Source organism: Pleionea sp. CnH1-48 (assembly GCF_024124665.1).
Taxonomy (GTDB): domain Bacteria; phylum Pseudomonadota; class Gammaproteobacteria; order Enterobacterales; family Kangiellaceae; genus JAMXSB01.
This window is the reverse complement of the sequence record NZ_JAMXSB010000002.1, coordinates 216,222-232,979: the sequence shown is the minus strand read 5'-3', so window position 1 is coordinate 232,979 and position 16,758 is coordinate 216,222. Positions and strand designations below refer to the sequence as shown.

At 43.3% G+C, this 16,758-nt stretch carries 9 protein-coding genes; 7 read left to right on the top strand and 2 right to left on the bottom strand.

Annotation, left to right across the window (positions count from 1 at the left end):
* Position 1 precedes the first annotated feature (1 nt).
* The 3 genes from NH399_RS03580 to NH399_RS03570 all read left to right on the top strand — a co-directional run bounded on the left by NH399_RS03580 (position 2) and on the right by NH399_RS03570 (position 4,117).
* Positions 2-850, top strand: a complete 849-nt coding sequence (locus NH399_RS03580) for an ATP-grasp domain-containing protein (RefSeq protein ID WP_253037060.1) — start codon at positions 2-4, stop codon at positions 848-850.
* A 73-nt stretch (positions 851-923) separates the two neighbouring features.
* Positions 924-1,637 (top strand): NAD-dependent deacylase, encoded by a 714-nt coding sequence (locus tag NH399_RS03575; protein WP_253037059.1) that lies wholly within the window; start codon positions 924-926, stop codon positions 1,635-1,637.
* An 815-nt stretch (positions 1,638-2,452) separates the two neighbouring features.
* Positions 2,453-4,117, top strand: a complete 1,665-nt coding sequence (locus NH399_RS03570) for an SUMF1/EgtB/PvdO family nonheme iron enzyme (protein WP_253037058.1) — start codon at positions 2,453-2,455, stop codon at positions 4,115-4,117.
* A 44-nt stretch (positions 4,118-4,161) separates the two neighbouring features.
* Here the strand turns inward: NH399_RS03570 and NH399_RS03565 are convergent, their stop codons facing one another.
* Together NH399_RS03565 and NH399_RS03560 are read right to left on the bottom strand one after the other, a co-directional pair.
* On the bottom strand, positions 4,162-5,985 hold the full coding sequence (locus NH399_RS03565) for a winged helix-turn-helix domain-containing protein (RefSeq protein WP_253037057.1): 1,824 nt from the start codon (positions 5,983-5,985) through the stop codon (positions 4,162-4,164).
* Between the two features lie 550 nt (positions 5,986-6,535).
* Positions 6,536-7,714, bottom strand: coding sequence for a serine hydrolase (locus NH399_RS03560; RefSeq protein ID WP_253037056.1), 1,179 nt, complete (start codon positions 7,712-7,714; stop codon positions 6,536-6,538).
* Positions 7,715-7,989: 275 nt separating this feature from the next.
* Between NH399_RS03560 and NH399_RS03555 the strand changes: the two genes are divergently transcribed.
* The 4 genes from NH399_RS03555 (at position 7,990) to NH399_RS03540 (ending at position 16,687) form a co-directional block, all read left to right on the top strand.
* Complete coding sequence (locus NH399_RS03555) at positions 7,990-9,783, top strand: transthyretin-like family protein (protein WP_253037055.1); 1,794 nt, start codon at positions 7,990-7,992, stop codon at positions 9,781-9,783.
* A 343-nt stretch (positions 9,784-10,126) separates the two neighbouring features.
* Positions 10,127-12,469, top strand: coding sequence for a TolC family protein (locus NH399_RS03550; RefSeq protein WP_253037054.1), 2,343 nt, complete (start codon positions 10,127-10,129; stop codon positions 12,467-12,469).
* Positions 12,470-12,488: 19 nt separating this feature from the next.
* A complete protein-coding gene (locus tag NH399_RS03545; RefSeq protein WP_253037053.1) occupies positions 12,489-13,607 on the top strand; it encodes an efflux RND transporter periplasmic adaptor subunit in 1,119 nt (372 codons plus the stop codon).
* Between the two features lie 11 nt (positions 13,608-13,618).
* A complete protein-coding gene (locus NH399_RS03540) occupies positions 13,619-16,687 on the top strand; it encodes an efflux RND transporter permease subunit (RefSeq protein WP_253037052.1) in 3,069 nt (1,022 codons plus the stop codon).
* Positions 16,688-16,758 lie beyond the last annotated feature (71 nt).

The window sequence follows — 16,758 nt, the reverse complement described above, 5'->3', positions numbered from 1 at the left end:
TATGAACATTAAACAGATTGATATTTTTCATCTAGAGGAGTGTGTTTGGCTAGCTCAAAAGTGGGTTGGCGTGTCCGCCTATGATTTTTCTTTTGAACCACTTTTTCGATGTCGTCGACCTTACCAGATACCACCAGGCCGAGAACTTATTTGCCGAGTAGGGGCATTTGAAAATTATGAAGACTCTTATTCTGAGTTGAAGAAAATAGGATTCGCGTTGATAAACAATGTAGAAGAGCACTTCCGAGCAAGTGAATTATCTCAGTGGTATCCTCTTATCGAAGGTGACACTCCGAGAAGCATTTGTTACGACAAGATTCCTGATGTTTTAGATATAGAGCGTGACTTTGATTACCCTGTGTTTATCAAAGGATCTCGTCAGACAGCCAAGCATAGTAAAAACTTAAGTGTTGCTAAAAACAGAGATGAGTGTCGTAGTATCCTAAAAGAATATCAACGCCATCCTATATTGCACTGGCAGCAGTTAGTCTGTCGTGAGTTTGTAGACTTAAGAGCAGTCGAAGCAGCTTCCACTGAAAAGGTATCACCGTCCTATGAATTTCGAAGTTTTTGGTATAAGGGTAAGCTGGTTGGAGTGGGGCATTATTGGTCTGAATTCGTTAAGTATTCATGGTCCGAATCAGAGAAAGCCGAAGCGTTAGCTTTGGCTAAAAAAGTATCTGATACGGTTAAAGTGCCGTTCTTGGTTATCGACCTCGCGCAGACTCTTGATGGTCGCTGGATCGTTATTGAGTGTAATGATGGACAAGAAAGTGGGTATGCGGGTGTTGAGCCTATTCAACTTTGGAACAATGTTTTAAAAGCTGAACACCAAACTGATGAAGTTTGAACTAAGCCGTTCGTACTAGTAAGAACTCAAGACACTAGGAAATAAAGATAAATAAGGGTGTGAAAGGATTATTATGAAACCACCTATCGACAAAAACAAAGTCGTTGTACTCACAGGTGCGGGTGTTAGTGCCGAAAGTGGCATTCCCACCTTTAGAGACGCTGACGGGCTGTGGAATAATTATTCCATACAACAAGTAGCTACACCTGGTGCCTGGAAGGCGAATCCTGAGTTAGTTCTGGATTTTTATAACGAAAGACGCCGTCAGATAGCGGATTGTGCGCCGAATAAAGCACACATCGCGATAGCTAAGCTGCAGGAGAAATATAATACCATCGTCATTACGCAAAACATCGATGATTTGCACGAGCGGGCTGGATCTAATCAGGTTATTCATGTGCATGGTGAAATCACTAAGGCGAGAAGCGAGAGTGATATTAAAGATGTTGTCTCTATCGGCTACAAGGATATTAATCTTGGCGATTGTTCAGCCGATGGCCAGCAACTACGCCCTCATATTGTGTGGTTTGGTGAGACGGTACTTAACTATAATTTGGCGCGGGAACACTTAAAAACAGCGGGGAAAGTGTTGGTAGTGGGGACCTCTTTATCGGTTTTCCCCGTAGCCAATCTGTTAAAGAAAGCCAGATACGGTGCAGAAAAGATCATTGTGGCTCTTGATATCGAGAAGCGTCCTTATGGATATCGTTTTATACGGGGTAAAGCGACTGAAATGGTATCGTATATTTCCTGCCGCTGGTTAGAGGGAATGAGGGCTGACGAATGACGACTTTGAGATTTGAAAGTTTGGTCGTATTTTGAACATATCGAATATTAAGTTTACGAAAGAGGCAATTGTTGGCCGAGTTTATCGCTAATAATATGGATTTTAATATGCCGAGAAATATTAAGATAATTATTAATAAACAATAGGATAGAAGAAATTTTAGCGGCTTTTAAGTTAAGAGATATTTTAATTTATAGGATTTTCTTCTGTTTTTATATTTTCGATAAAAAAGATAAGTTATCAGAGCGTTTTATAAGAGAGCTGTTACTGTGATGACTCGCATATTGGCCTTATAGATACTTCTGTTGTGATATCACTTTCTATCCTTGCACCAATGGACCCAATAAATGCAACGTCATGGTCAATCTCTGACATGTCATTAGATTCACGCAGACGCAAATAGAACTTTTCATGATTTCTCCCAGAACGCGCATTTTGAATTATTGAATAGAGCCTCGTGCACCTTCTATTAGTTAACTTTGATTCAAATGATTTGAGCATCTATCGAATATTTGATGGTTGAAAGATAACTAGCTCGAAAGGCCAGAGTGTCTTAGGATGGCATCAGGGTGTCTTAAGTTGGTGCTGAGAAGTTCTAAACGTAGTTTGTGTATATTAATTGCTCAGCCATTGCTGTCTAATTCATAAGAGAGTAATTTACTAAATAAAACAACGAGATAGCAAGGTATTCTTGATCTGGTTTATTAACTTATAAATCTATAATTTTTCTATTTTCATCCGAATTTAACTATTTGCTAGGATTTTCTTACTCGTTTTTCTCATTCTTGTTTTCTCTTTACACAAAGGAAAAGCGAATGAAATTAAACACAGTTTTACTCTCTGTATGCGTGTCGGTTGGTAGCATGAGTCTTTATGCAGGCAAGAATATTTCGCCTATTGAACCGCCCATGGTGACGATTCCAGCAGGCAGTTTTGAAATGGGATCTGACGACAGAGAATCCTCTAAACCTGTTCATAAAGTCCATTTGAAGGCTTTTGGTCTCGGCAAGTACGAAGTGACCGTTAAAGAGTTTCGGCAGTTTGCTAAAGCGACGGGTTATCCTCTACCTACCGAATGTCGCCATGAGTTAGATGGTTGGTTTAAGCTGGCGTCTCCAGGAAGCTGGGATGCCAATGCGCTGACGACCAGTGAATTTCAACCAGTAGTTTGCATCAACTGGAAGGCAGCCAAAGCTTATACGGATTGGTTGGCTAAAGAAACGGGGAAACCCTACCGCTTACCAACAGAAGCTGAGTGGGAATATGCCGCTCGAGCAGGTACCAAGACCGACTATTTTTTCGGTGATGATAAAGATGGTACACAAGTGTGCGAATACGCCAATACGGCGGATCTCTATGGCGAAAGCATTTTGCAACGGGATGCTAACACCAGTTATTACAATTGGACGACTGGGTTGCATAAATGTTCTGACTCTTCTGCTTACGCCAGCATCGTCGGTATGTATAAGCCAAATCCTTTAGGCTTATATGATGTGATCAGCAATGTTCAAGAAATGCTCGCCGATTGTTATGTGAGAGGATATGAAAACGCACCAACGGACGGTTCAGCGAGAAAAGATGGCGAATGTCGACGACGTGTCGCCAGAGGCAGCAGCTGGCACTGGGATAATAGCCCGCTCACAGCTCGCGGAGCCATCGGCGAAGATTTTTCGGGTGGTGTTGATGGTTTTCGAGTCGCCCTTGATGGCGAGGCTCCAAAAGCTTCTAAAGCGACCCAGTATTTTTTAAAGTCACTTAAATTTGCGCAAGCGACAGAACGAAAACGCCGAGCGCTGATATCTGACTTTCCAGAGCCTGTGCGCAATGTGAAGTTAAAACAGAGCGACGGCGTAGTGACCTTAACCTGGGATAAGCACCATCAGCAGGATATTGAAGGTTACCGCGTCTATCGTAACCCAATAAAAGGTGAGATGTTTAAGCTGGTTGCGGCTAACCTCAAGCACAATCATTTTGTTGATGCTAACGCCGGAAAACATGAGTATGAATACACCGTTGTAGCAGTAAAAAATCATTTGCAAAGTTATTACAGTGAACCGGTTATTACTAAGGCAGGTACTTTTAATTTGCCAGGCAAGATCGAGGCGGAATGGTCCGTTAAGACAGAAGGGGCTTCTATCAGTTTTTCTTCCGATAATGATCGTGGCGGCCATGTGCTGACAGGGCCCGAAGGTATTGCGAAACAGGCGCAAATGGAATATTCCATAGACGTTACTAAAGCCGGACATTATCAAGTGGAGTTTCGGGTTGCGAGTCCTGAAGATCGCACAGGTTTTGAGCTTTTGATCGACGATAAAAAGCTCGATCGATATGCTGTTGCCAAAACAGGCGGTTATCACGAGTGGCAGACTCAGGGAGGAAGCAGTATTTATTTAAGCAAAGGCAAACATTCGCTAAAGATCAAATCACTGGACAGCCACTGGAAGTTAAACTGGCTGTCATTGCTGCCAAAAGAGAGCTGATCGTTTGAGCCAGTAAGAGACAAAGGCAGCACTGAGTGCTGCCTTTATAAATTAAGCGCTGTGAGCTTTTCTTGATTGATACGAGACCAACGCTGTGTTGCATGTTCGCGAATATATTGACTGTAAAAATCGTAGTTCACATGAGTGTCTTTTTCTTCACATAAGAGAAGGGCGATGTTTAGGCTCAAGGGAGTTTCTCCGGCCATTTCTGCTTGTTCAAAAGCCCGCTGTGCCTGAACAATAAACGCGTGGGAATCTTGTGTTGCTTTCGCCAGAAGAACTCGTAAATAAGCATTGTGGGCGTTATTTGCAACCAGAGTATCAACAAGTGCTTTGGCATCACTCAATCGATTCTGTTCAATATACATAGTGAGCAGTTGTTCGCGACTTGATTTGGCAACCCAGTGGTTAGGTGTTAGTTGCGTATATTCCAGAACCCGTTTCAGGTGTGGCTCTTTGTCCGAAGGCTTTTTAGTAAATATCGAATAATGAAAAGGTATTTTTGCAAAGTGATAAATTGGCAGCTGGTAGCTTCTCATTTTACTTTCAGCTTGTCGCAGGTATTGGTATTTATCTTCGTCTTGACGGTTTTTAGATGCCATGACTGAAAGATAGGTAAGGGCGTGCAATTCTCGAGAAACATCTCTGGCTTGTTCCGACAGCTGAGCAGACATTAGCAAATCGTTTTTTACGGCGGCATAATCGCCCGCTTGATGATCGAGCCATGAGCGCGCGACCCAGGCATCCGCCTGACGCTTCAAGTTGCCAATATGCTCAAACTGTTCGATTGCGGCAGTTAACTTTTGAGCACTGAGTTCATATAACTCTTTACTTGTTAATATCTGACTTTGATACAAGAGTGCATTGCCTTGTTGCTGGCTGTCTTTTTGCTCTTGTGCCTGTTGACTGAGTTTTTCTGCCATTATCATGGCTTTATCTAACTCATCGGATGCGATGTAGTGATGAACCAGATGACCTAATAGAATGAGATCCGATGGTCGCTGCTGGTGAGCAATGGCCAGATTAGCCAGTTTGACTTGAGGTGGCTGCACTTCGTTGAGAAACGAGTATAGAAAATCTTGTTGCAGATGTTGCTGTAATTTAGCGATGGCCTGCGTTGTATTGGAGGCCGATAGTTCACCATTCCATTCATTGACACGTCCCTTAAGCGAAAAGTCGAGAAATGTAATCTGGTTGTGGGCACGCATATCAATGGACAAAACCATCGGATGTTCATCAGCAATCTTTGGATATTCTAGCTCGATGGCCAGATTGAAACTTCTCGAATCTATGTGGGTGAGCGCTGTAAAATTAAAGTGCTCATTATCAGTCAGTTCTATTGATGAGCCATCTTGTGGATCTGAAAAGGGCAGATAGGCAATCTTGGACACTGTTGCTCGGGTGTTTTGGTCGGAGGTGTCTCGAAGAGTGGTTAGGATAAATCCTAAACAGAACACTAAAACAATGGCTGCTAGTGCAAGTATTGAGCTTCGTCGAGGTTTGGAAGCTTTAAGGGTTATGTCTGTAGTTGGCTGAGGTGAGTGTTTTGGCTCTGCTGATTGAACCAAGGGTAATTGCCATTGATACCCTCTCTTCGAGAAGGTTTTGATGGCGTCGTTGCCTAATAGATTTCTTAAATGGCTGATATTCTGAAAGATAGCCTGATCAGAGACCACCTTGTCTTGCCAGACGTGAGACAATATGTCGTTTTTGCTGAGCACTTTGTCACGATGCTGCAACAGCAGGCTGAGCACCTTGGCTTCGTTATGGCGAATAGCGACGGCTTCACCCTTTTGCTTCAAAACAAGATCGGCACTGTTAAACTCAAAATCTTTAAATCGGTACAGCATGGTTGCTTGTGGACGCATCAGTGGTTCTTCGAATGTGAGCGTATTTTAACGGATTGGGCCTTATAGAGTCACTGTTTTATCTAAAGCTTTTATGAGAGGAAAGCGGTGTATAATCTTATTGTTCATAAAATAGGTATTTTAATTGTTAATAGGATGAAACTTAAGGTGTTAATTCTCTTTGTTGGTTTTTCGGTATTTGCTACTGCTGGTAAATGGACTGAGTCTGGAAAAATTACAAGTATATACCCTAAGCCCAGTCGAAATGGTATCTATTTTAAGCATCAGCACATGATCAATGATGGATGTTCAGTTTCTTCAAATCTTTTTCTTAGGGCTGACCAGCCGTTGTTTAAAGAAACTTACTCATTGTTACTGGCATCATATACATCGAATAAAAAAGTCAAACTTTATATTGACGGATGCCAAGCAACTTACAATTACCCCATAATCACAGAAGTAGTTGCAGACTAGCCGCTTGTTGGACTTGTAAATCATAGCTCAGAGTCCTGCTAGAGGACTCTGACTTACTAAACGAAAAGCTAACATTATTTAATTCTATCGTTATCAGTTACTCGTCCTTCATATTGTCGATAAGAGCGTAAACTTCGGGCACCAGCCAGCGGTCCATTTTTCGCCAGCCGTCTTCTAGCTGAGTCATCACTACGACCACCAGGTTTTGACTTGGATCAGCCCAGAAAAAAGTGCCGCCTTTACCTGCCCAATAAAAACTGCCTTTGGCTCTATGCCCATCGGTTGCTTCTTTGACACCGAGGCCGTAGCCGAAGCCTGTGCCTGGGTAAAGTTTGGGAAGTAACCAGGTATCCATATTTTCTGTGTGCGAGCTTAACATAGTGTTGACGAGGGATTCCGACAAGATCCGATGGTTTTTGTACTGGCCTTTGTGCATTAGCATGGAAACAAATTTGGCGTAATCACTGGTCGTAGAGATGAGTCCACCACCGCCAGAATGTAAACTGGGTTCTTCTAGATATTCACTACGATTTCCAAATTCACCAAAGCTCACTTCGCCATCTTCATACTCGTACATGTCTACCAATCGAGAGGCATTAGCGGCTGCTACCCAAAAGGCCGTGTCATTCATTTCTAAAGGGTCAAAGATGTGTTGTTTCAGATAATCGCCTAGTCGTTGTCCTGTCACTTTTTCGATCAATGCGCCCTGAATATCACTGGCAATACTATAACGCCATTGAGCTCCCGGCTTATGTTTTAATCCAATACCAGAGACATCGCTAATGAGTCCATCGGTTGTATTGTCGCGATCGTTAGGATCAAGTAATAAATACATAAAGTCTACCCAATTGCTAAAGCCACCAAAGTAGCCGAGTCCAGCAGTATGGGATAAGAGCTGATGGACGGTAATGGTGTGTTCTTTTCCATCAAATTCAAAAGGTTCAAAGTCGGGCAGGTAGGTTCTAATGTCTTCATCAAGTTTGATTTTTCCTTGTTGCACTAATTGCAACACCGCCACTGACACAATAGGTTTTGTCATCGAGTAAATGCGAAAAACGTCATTCTTTTTGAGTTCTTTTTTTTGCTTGATGTTGTTATAGCCAACGGAAGAGTAGTGGATAATTTTGTCATCCTTCATGATCATGGTGACAGCACCAGGAAACTGATGCTCTGTTACATATCGTTCAATCTTTTTATCCAGTGTATTTGCTGAGTTAACGATGGGTGTTAAAAAAAGCAGAGCCAGTGTAACCGTAAGAGTCCAATTGGTTTTCATTAGTATTACTCCTGATTGATTAGGCTACCAAGATAAGACAAAGCAAGTGAAATGAAAGTGAAAAGTAAGATAAAGCGTCCAATCAATTTCAGAGATTTCTTACAGAGATTTGCGAGAAGCCTGATTTTGTTGAACACGGCACTGGTGTATGATTTATCGTGCTGTTAGTTGTAGGTATACAGGGATAACTTTCAGCCAAATATTGCTCACAAAGGAATGATGTATTGGAAGGAAGTTATAGCATATTTAATGTAAATAACTGAAAGGACTTTAGCATGGCCAATCTATTTAGATTCAGTGCAAGCTTAGCTGCGCGCATTACAAAGTGCGGATGTCGCGCCAGATTTTCAAACGTTCGAGTACAACTCTTCAGGGCTCAAAAGGATGATTGCCCACGAGAACCATCGATTGCCAAAACGTATCAGCAACTGTCTGATAAAGATCTCGCCGGTCGAAAGAACGACTTATTAGTATCAGGAACAGCAGATGACGATGGTCAGTTTGCCGCGAGTTTTGATGGAGACAAACTCGATTATGCCGGAGAGTGTATCGAGGTCGTTGTTAGTTTTAGACAGATCCCTGGGAGTGAAAAGTCACTCGATCCCGAAGAACATTTTTTATTAGCTCGATACTGTCCACAATGGGAACAGTTAGAACGTTATCAACATCACTATTATGATTTTCTCGTTCCATCCAATATTTGGTGCGCATGGCTTAAAAAACACGATATCTGGGTCATTTGTGGCCGAGTGACTACCTGTGAAAAACCTCAAAGCCCTGTTGGTGGCGTTAAAGTAAAAGCGCACGATGTGGACTGGATTCAAAATGACTTTTTAGGTGAAGCCACTACTGATGCTAATGGTTGGTTTTATATTTACTATGATGGCGACCAATTCAAGAAAACACCTCTATCTCCCTTTATCAATCTAGAATGGACTGGCGGTCCTGATGTGTACTTTCAGATCGAAGCGCAAGATGCTAATGGCAATACCATCCTGCTGTTGGATGAGCCACCTGCACGCGGACGTAAGCCTGACAGAGAAGACATTACCAACTGTTTTTGCGTTGAGTTGTGTGTTGATCTGGAGCCGATTAACCCTGTTGAAATTCCTATGTGGACTCATGTGGGCAACTATCAAATACCCGACTCAACCAATATGCACGATTTTCGTAGCAATGGTTATACTCAAGTGGGTAATCTGGCGTTTACCGGAGTGATGACCATGATTGGTCAAACAGGAAAAGCAACCGCCAGCAGAAAACTACGCTATCGTTTTCTTTATGAAAGAAATTGGACTGGCCCAGCGTTGCCTGCCAATCCTGTCACCAAAGATATGATCCCTGCCACTCAAGTTGGGCAGATAGTGGCTTCTTTATCACCTCTCATTTTAGAGCCGGTTTATGTCAATAACCCGGCGGCGACACATAACCATGTTCCTGATGTTAATGGTTGGATCTCGGTAGAAAGCGACTCGCGTTATACACCTGTTGGCAATCGACTGATTCGGCTTAACTCAACACACTTAGCGCCTTCTCAAGGGTATAGTAATCCGTCTCCTAATCCTGATGCAGGTACTCCGGCAGCTATTGATGCTGCTCGACAAGTTCATGAGTTCGCTCTGGCGTATGAGCTTCAGGAAGATACAGGCGGAGGTTGGACAACCATCCATGAAAGTTTGTTAGAAAAGATTGTCATCAATAATGCCAGCGCGTTGATGTGGTTAGAGTTAGACGAGTTTCTAACGGGGGCTAATTTGTGTCAGCCTATCACCCATACGGTAACGGTTCGTTATACCGTAGACCATCCTCATCTTGACTGGTTCGAAGTAGAAATCGAAAAACAGGGAGCACACATGGATTGGCCGGTACCCAGAATCGATGATGGAGGCAGCTTTACCTTTAGAGGAGGGCAGTCCACTGGAACGCCTGCAACTTCTGATAACCCAGTCAATGTTGCAGCCTGGGATGCCTGTTCTTACATCGTGTTTTTGCGCTCTCATCGACGCCTGACAAATGGCTACGGTGGACCAGGAATACAAACGGCTTATCGAACCTTCTGTAAGACTTAATCTAGCCTTTGTTGACAGGCTCTCGATGTGTTCGAGAGCCTGATCGATTGTCTCCGTGTAACCTGAATAGAAAAGCGCCAAAGAAAGGGTAAGTTTTGGTGCTTTTTAAGCTCTTTGTCAAAAGCTTAACGAGCGTGAGATTCTAATCCATAGTCAAGCCACGTAAATCGTGGATTTAGAAAGAAAAACCAGACATATCGCCCTGCAATGGGGTGGCGTTTTGAGCCCTGTTACACTAGACTAAACTATTCTTACAAGCCTATCGTTTTAATAACTCAAAACAGCTGCATAGATAGGCCATTTTACTCAGTGTCTGACGTTTGTCTTGTTAAGGGATAGACTTATGTATTTTAAGTACAGTTTACTATTCATTCTTTTTTTCGTTTCTTTTTCGTTGAACGCCCGGGATGTCCATATTGCCTTGATTAAAGATGGGCCCGCTCAAAAAGAATTTTTATCCGAACCTCAAGTTATCCGTGAAATCAAAGATCTGCTTGGCAATGAATTCAACCCCATATTTGTCGCTGATGAGCTGACGACAGGGGATTGGACCATCGCTGGCATCAATCGAGTTCTTGATAATGCCTATGCAAATAAAAATGTTGATGTTTTGGTGACGTTAGGAGCTATCTCATCAAACGAAGTTGGCAAGCGCAAAAGCGTCGCTAAACCAACCATCGCGGCGGCGATTATTGATCCGGCTGCTCAGGGACTGCCCTATAGCAGTGGCAAGAGTTTGCGCAATAACTTCACTTATATTGCTGATGTAAAAGAGCCTGGACATGAAATTGCGTTCTTCAAAGACTTTGTTAGCAGTAACAAGTTAGGCGTCATCATTGAACCGATTTTGTTTGATAGTTGGCCTGAGCTAGCCGAACTGCTTGAGGAGGCCGAAAGAAGCTTCAATGTGTCGTTTGTGCGTATCAGCGCCGAAGGCAATCCTGCTGCTGTTGTTAATAAGATTCCAGCGGATGTAGAAGCGGTTATTGTCGGGGTGTTATCGCAGTATTCTGATCAACAAACGAGACAGTTAGCTGCAGAGCTTATTAAGCGCAAGCTCCCCAGTTATACCTTCGTTGGCGAAAAAGACGTAGAAAATGGTTTTCTGGTAACCAAAAACCAAATGAGTCAGGCACAGCAGCAGATAGCTCGACGGGTAGCGATTGACATTCAACGTATTTTGTTGGGAGCGAATGCAAAAGATTTGACCGTCGACATGCGCTTTAGCGAAAGAGTTATTTACAACGAAAATACTGGCCTTTCTATTGGCTTTGCGCCTAAGTGGGCCGATATTATTGATGCCCGCATAATCAACAGCGAAAAACAGGTCAATCGCCGAGCCTTTACGCTGCGTGAGGCCATTGCATTTGCCATCAAGAACAATCTGGATTTAAGCGCCTCTATGATCAATGTCGACTTGTCTGCCAAAGATGTTGCGCTGGCACGACAAGGGCTTTACCCCAGTCTATCGGTAGGGGCGGGTTACACACAGATTAAGGAGACTCAGGTAGTTCCCGGAGTTAGTCCAGAAAAACGCGCCGATGCTCAGTTGAGTTTTTCGCAAGTGATTTATTCGGAAGGTTTATGGGCAAACTATGATATCAGTAAGTTACTGCTAGAAAGCCAGGAATCTCTTTATCAATCCAGCTTATTCGATACCGTGCAACAGACAGCTACAGCCTATCTAAACTTATTACGAACTAAGTCAGAAGAAGAGATTCGTCAGGCCAATCTGGAGGTTACGCGAAAAAATCTGGAGCTGGCAGAAAACCGTTTACGAGTAGGCTCAGCCAGAAAATCCGATGTGCTGCGTTGGAAAAGCCAACTGGCTTCTGATAGAAAGAATCTATTTACATCTCAGGCTAATCGCCGTAACGCAGAACTGGAGTTGTCTCGTATATTAAATTTGCCGGGCAAAATATTAGTAGACGCACGTCAGCCAGAAGTTGGCAGTTTGTTAAACATACTCACTAACTCCAGATTTCAAAAGTTTGTTGCGAATGAAATACATTGGCAAGTATTCCAAGATTTCTATAAACAGGAAGCGTTAGCGAATTCGCCAGAGTTAAAAGTCTTTGAATCCAGACTTGGTATTAACCAACGAGAGTATCATGCTAATCGTCGTGGTCACTATGTGCCTGATGTGAGCTTGTCAGCTCAAGCCGGGCACAATTTTGATCAAAGTGGGTTGGGAGCGTTAGATCATCGAGTAGAAGACAGTTGGACCATCAGCTTGAATGCAACCTGGTCGCTGGACTTAAACAACAAACGACGAACCACCACAAGCCGTAAGAAGTTGGAACATAAACAACTGGAATTACAAAAGCAGGCGTTGGAAAGACAAATTGTCACCAGTACCGGGCAAGCGCTATTTCAAATTGGCAGCTCTTATCCCAGTATTGAGCTAACACAGATCAGTGCTCAGGCGGCATCGGAGTCTCTGGATCTGGTAAGAGATGCTTATGCCAAAGGCACCGTTTCTATTTCGGATTTATTAGATGCACAAAACAATGCGCTAAGTGCCAGATTGCTGGCTGCTGACGCAGAGTATTCTTTTCTTCAAGATTACATTAATTTGATGCGTACTGCTGGTGATTTAAAACCATTGCTGGATGGTCAGTATAGTAGCCAATGGTTTGATCGAATTATTAAGTATTTTCGTCAACAAGGTATAGAAGTTGAGTAGGTGGATAGGGGATAACAAAGTGAAAATATTATTCAATAAAAGCATCATCGCTTGTTTTGTTCTGGTGTTGATTGCGGGATGTGAGAAAGAACAACCCGTTATTAAAAAGTCTTATCGTCCCGTTCAATACGTTAAGGTGACCAATGCTGAAGGCGAAGTTAAACAAACTTTCTCTGGAGTGGTTGAAGCTGGATTGGATGCGCAGTTAAGCTTTCGAGTCAGTGGCACCGTTGATAATCGTCAAGTTAAACTGGGTGACCGAGTAGAGAAAGGGCAGTTATTGATGTCGCTGGAGTCCACCGACTATCAGGTGGCTGTTCAACAAGCTCAGGCTAACCTACAACAAGCTCGAGCGAATGAGCGCAACAGTAAGGCAAATTATGAGCGAGTGACTGAGCTCTACGAAAATAACAATGCCTCCAGAAGTGATCTTGATGGTGCAAGAGCCGGTGCCGAATCGGCAAAGGCGACCACTCAGGTAGCCTTTAAACAACTGGAGTCGGCGCAGCTGCAACTGTCTTACACCAAACTAAAAGCGCCTCAAGCTTGTTCTATCGCTCAAGTGTTGGCGGATACCAACGAAAACGTTGCCGCTGGACAAGGGGTTCTTAGAATCAATTGTGGCCAATGTCCGAAAATTAAAGTCAGTATCCCAGAGCAGTTTATTCGCTTAATTACTACTAATGACCATGTTCAAGTTACAAGCACCAGCAATCCCGATAAAGTGTATTCTGCGGTAATTTCTGAAGTGGGTGTAGCGGCTGAGTCGGGCGGTGCGTTTCCGGTAGAGGCTTTGCTTCAGGATTCTTGTGATGAGTTTCGTACTGGCATGACGGCCAATGTAAAGTTTGATTTTTCTCAGCACATCGCCAAAACAACCGACAGTCAGCTGTTTGTTCCTTACCTATCCGTTGGCCAAGATGAAAAAGGTAATTATCTGTTTGTGTTAGAGCCATTTGAGGGTGAAGTGTATAAAGCAACCAAGCGTTATATTCAGGTTGGAGAAAAGGCTCAAAATGGTATTCAGGTAGTGACTGGACTTAAAGAAGGTGAGCTTATCGCGACCGCTGGCGTACGCAAGTTGCTAGATGGTATGGAAGTTAAATTATTAGACAAGCCGATCTTGGGCGCCTACTGAGGGGTTTGTTTATGGACATTACACGTTTTGCCATAGAGCGCAATCGCGTATTTATTATGTTTTTCTTGATCCTCATGTCGGCGGGTATTGGTGCCTATCTTACCTTGCCGAAAAATGAGGACCCTGGATTTATTGTTCGAACAGCATTTATACAAACGATGTTACCTGGCGCTAGCCCACAGAGGGTTGAACAACTGGTGACAGATCGTCTGGAAAAAGAAATTCAGCAAATGCCAGAGATCAAAAATGTTCGTAGTGAATCTTTGACGGGCGTTTCTTTGGTTTATGTCGATATTAAAGCTGAGCACACGCATCTGCGCCCAATATGGGATAAGTTAAGACGTAAAGTTAACGATGCAAAAAATGATCTACCTAAAGAAATTCGTGGCCCTTTTGTTAACGATGAATTTGGTGACATTTTTGGTACCGTTGTTGCTATTACGGGCGATGGTTTTAACTATCGTCAATTAAAGCAAGTTGCAGATGAAGTGAAAAATGAGCTGCTATTGCTTTCGAATGTTGCGAAAGTCAATATTATTGGTGCTCAGGAAGAACGCATATTTTTGGAGTATGAAAATGCCAGACTGGTTGAGCTGGGTATTTCGCCGAATCAGCTTCAAGGCATCTTATCGCAAAAAAACATCATTCGTTCGGGTGGCGATTTTTCCACGCGTTTTGAAAAAGTCATTATCGAGCCAACGGGGAATTTCGACTCCATTGATGATATCGCCAATACGATCATCAACTTGCCGGGTACTAACGCTGTTGTTAAGTTAGGCGATGTTGTACGTATTAAACGAGGCACTATCGATCCGCAAGAAATGATCATGCGTAACACCGGCGAAGCAGCTATTGCCATTGCTATTTCGCTAAAAGAGGGCGGCAACATTATCGAGCTGGGCGAAGAAGTAAAAGCCATGATCGAGTATGTTAAAACGGTGTATCCCATAGGACTCGACTTTCAGTTTTTATGGTTTCAAGCGGATGATGTTGAAAAGAAAATTAATGAGTTTTTAGGGAATGTTTGGCAAGCCATTGCCATTGTTCTTGCCGTAATGCTGTTGTTTCTTGGCTTAAGAACTGGGTTTATTGTCGCCTCTTTGATTCCGTCAGCTATGGTGATGACATTGTTTGTTATGCAGTCTTTTGACATTGGGATCGATCAAATGTCACTGGCCTCGCTGATTATTGCGCTAGGTATGTTGGTGGATAATGCGATTGTTATGAGCGAGAGCATTATCGTTCGTACCAATCAAGGTGAGCCGGTTAAACAAGCATCCATTGAGTCTGCGAAAGAACTTCGCATGCCACTACTGATCTCTTCTCTAACAACATCGGCCGCATTCTTACCCATCTTTTTGGCGGAGTCTCAAGTGGGTGAGTATACGGCGCCACTATTTAAAGTGGTGACCATTACTCTAATTGCATCTTGGCTATTAGCATTAACATTAGTGCCTTTGCTTTGCGTACTGTTCCTTAAAGTGAAAAAGCAAGCGCAGTCAGAGAGTTTTGATTCCGGATTTTATAGCCGTTATAAGTCGATTTTATTAGGTCTGTTAAAACGACCTTGGTTATCAGTGGTTGGAGTGATAGGAGTGTTTTATATTTCACTGCAAGGATTCGCCTTTGTAGAGAATGTATTCTTTCCAGAAAATGATAAGCCAGTGGTCACCGTTGAGGTTGAAACACCAGAGGGATCGCCCATCGAAAGAACATTGGTGATTGTGGATCAAATAGAGACCTTTATTCGAGACAACTTGATGGTCAACGAGTCCAGAGAACGTGGCTTTATCAGTTGGGGAACCTACATAGGTGAGGGGCCTCCCAGATTTACACTCTCTGCGCCTTCTCATGCTCGAGCTTCAAACTATGCGATGGTGCTAGGAAATATCACTGATGTCGACATCGCTAAAGAGGAAATTTTCCCCAAAGTAGAGGCATTTATTTTGGCGAACTTTCCTGACGTTACGCCAACGGTTGATTTCTTACCCTTAGGAACGGCTGGCGGCGCGCCTATAGCGATTCGTGTTATGGGACGCGATCAAGACAAACTGTTTGAGCTTGTAGAAGAGGTGAAAAACAAACTGGCTAATATCCCCGGCACGAAAAACATTATTGATGATTGGGGCGTGCGTTCGAAAAAGATCGTGCTGGATATTGATAACACACGAGCACAGCTGTCCGGTGTTACCAATGATGAAGTGGCGTCTGCCATGCAGACTTATCTAACGGGTCTAGAAACTACCAACTATCGCGAGGGTGATAAACTAATTCCTGTTGTGCTTCGTTCGAAACATCCAGAAGATAAACCCATTGATTTTACCTTGCTCAGTAATATTGGAGTCTATTCTCAAGCGACCGGCAAGACGGTTCCTTTAAGTCAGGTGGCAACGCTCGACCTGGAGTGGCAAACGTCAAAAATACTACGCCGTGATCGCCTAAAAACGGTGACCGTCTCTGCTTATATGGAACCGGGTTTTAACGCGTTAGATGCGACCTTTGTTGCCAAAAATTGGCTTGAACAACAAGACTGGCCTTTTGGTTATCGTTGGGAACTTGGGGGCGAGTACGAAGGCTCTGTTGAAGCGCAGGAATCTATCTTTGCCAAACTCCCTATTGCCGGGCTCATTATGTTGATGTTGTTAGTATGGCAGTTTAACTCTATGCGCAAGACCGTCATTGTTCTGTTGACGATTCCACTTTCGCTCATTGGTGTTGTGTTTGGCTTGGTGGTTACCGATTTGCCTTTCGGCTTTATGACCATGTTGGGCGTGATTTCTCTCGCGGGTATTGTGATTAATAATGCCATCGTGCTGTTGGATCGTATAAAGATAGAAAACGAAGAGAACGATGTGCCTATTCATGAAGCGGTAGTTTATGCGTGTTTGCAGCGCCTCCGGCCGATACTATTAACCACAGCCACCACGATAGGCGGAATGCTTCCACTCGCTGTGGCTGGAGGCCCGTTGTGGGAATCTATGGCAGTCGCGATTATCTTTGGTATTTTATTGGCGACACTACTGACCTTAGGAGTTGTTCCATTGCTATATAGCTTATTCTATCGGGTTAAATACTCTTGATAAATATTGTTAACTAAATGACAACAAGCAGACTGTCTGATAAGCGCTACTTCTTTAAGCTGCTATCAGAC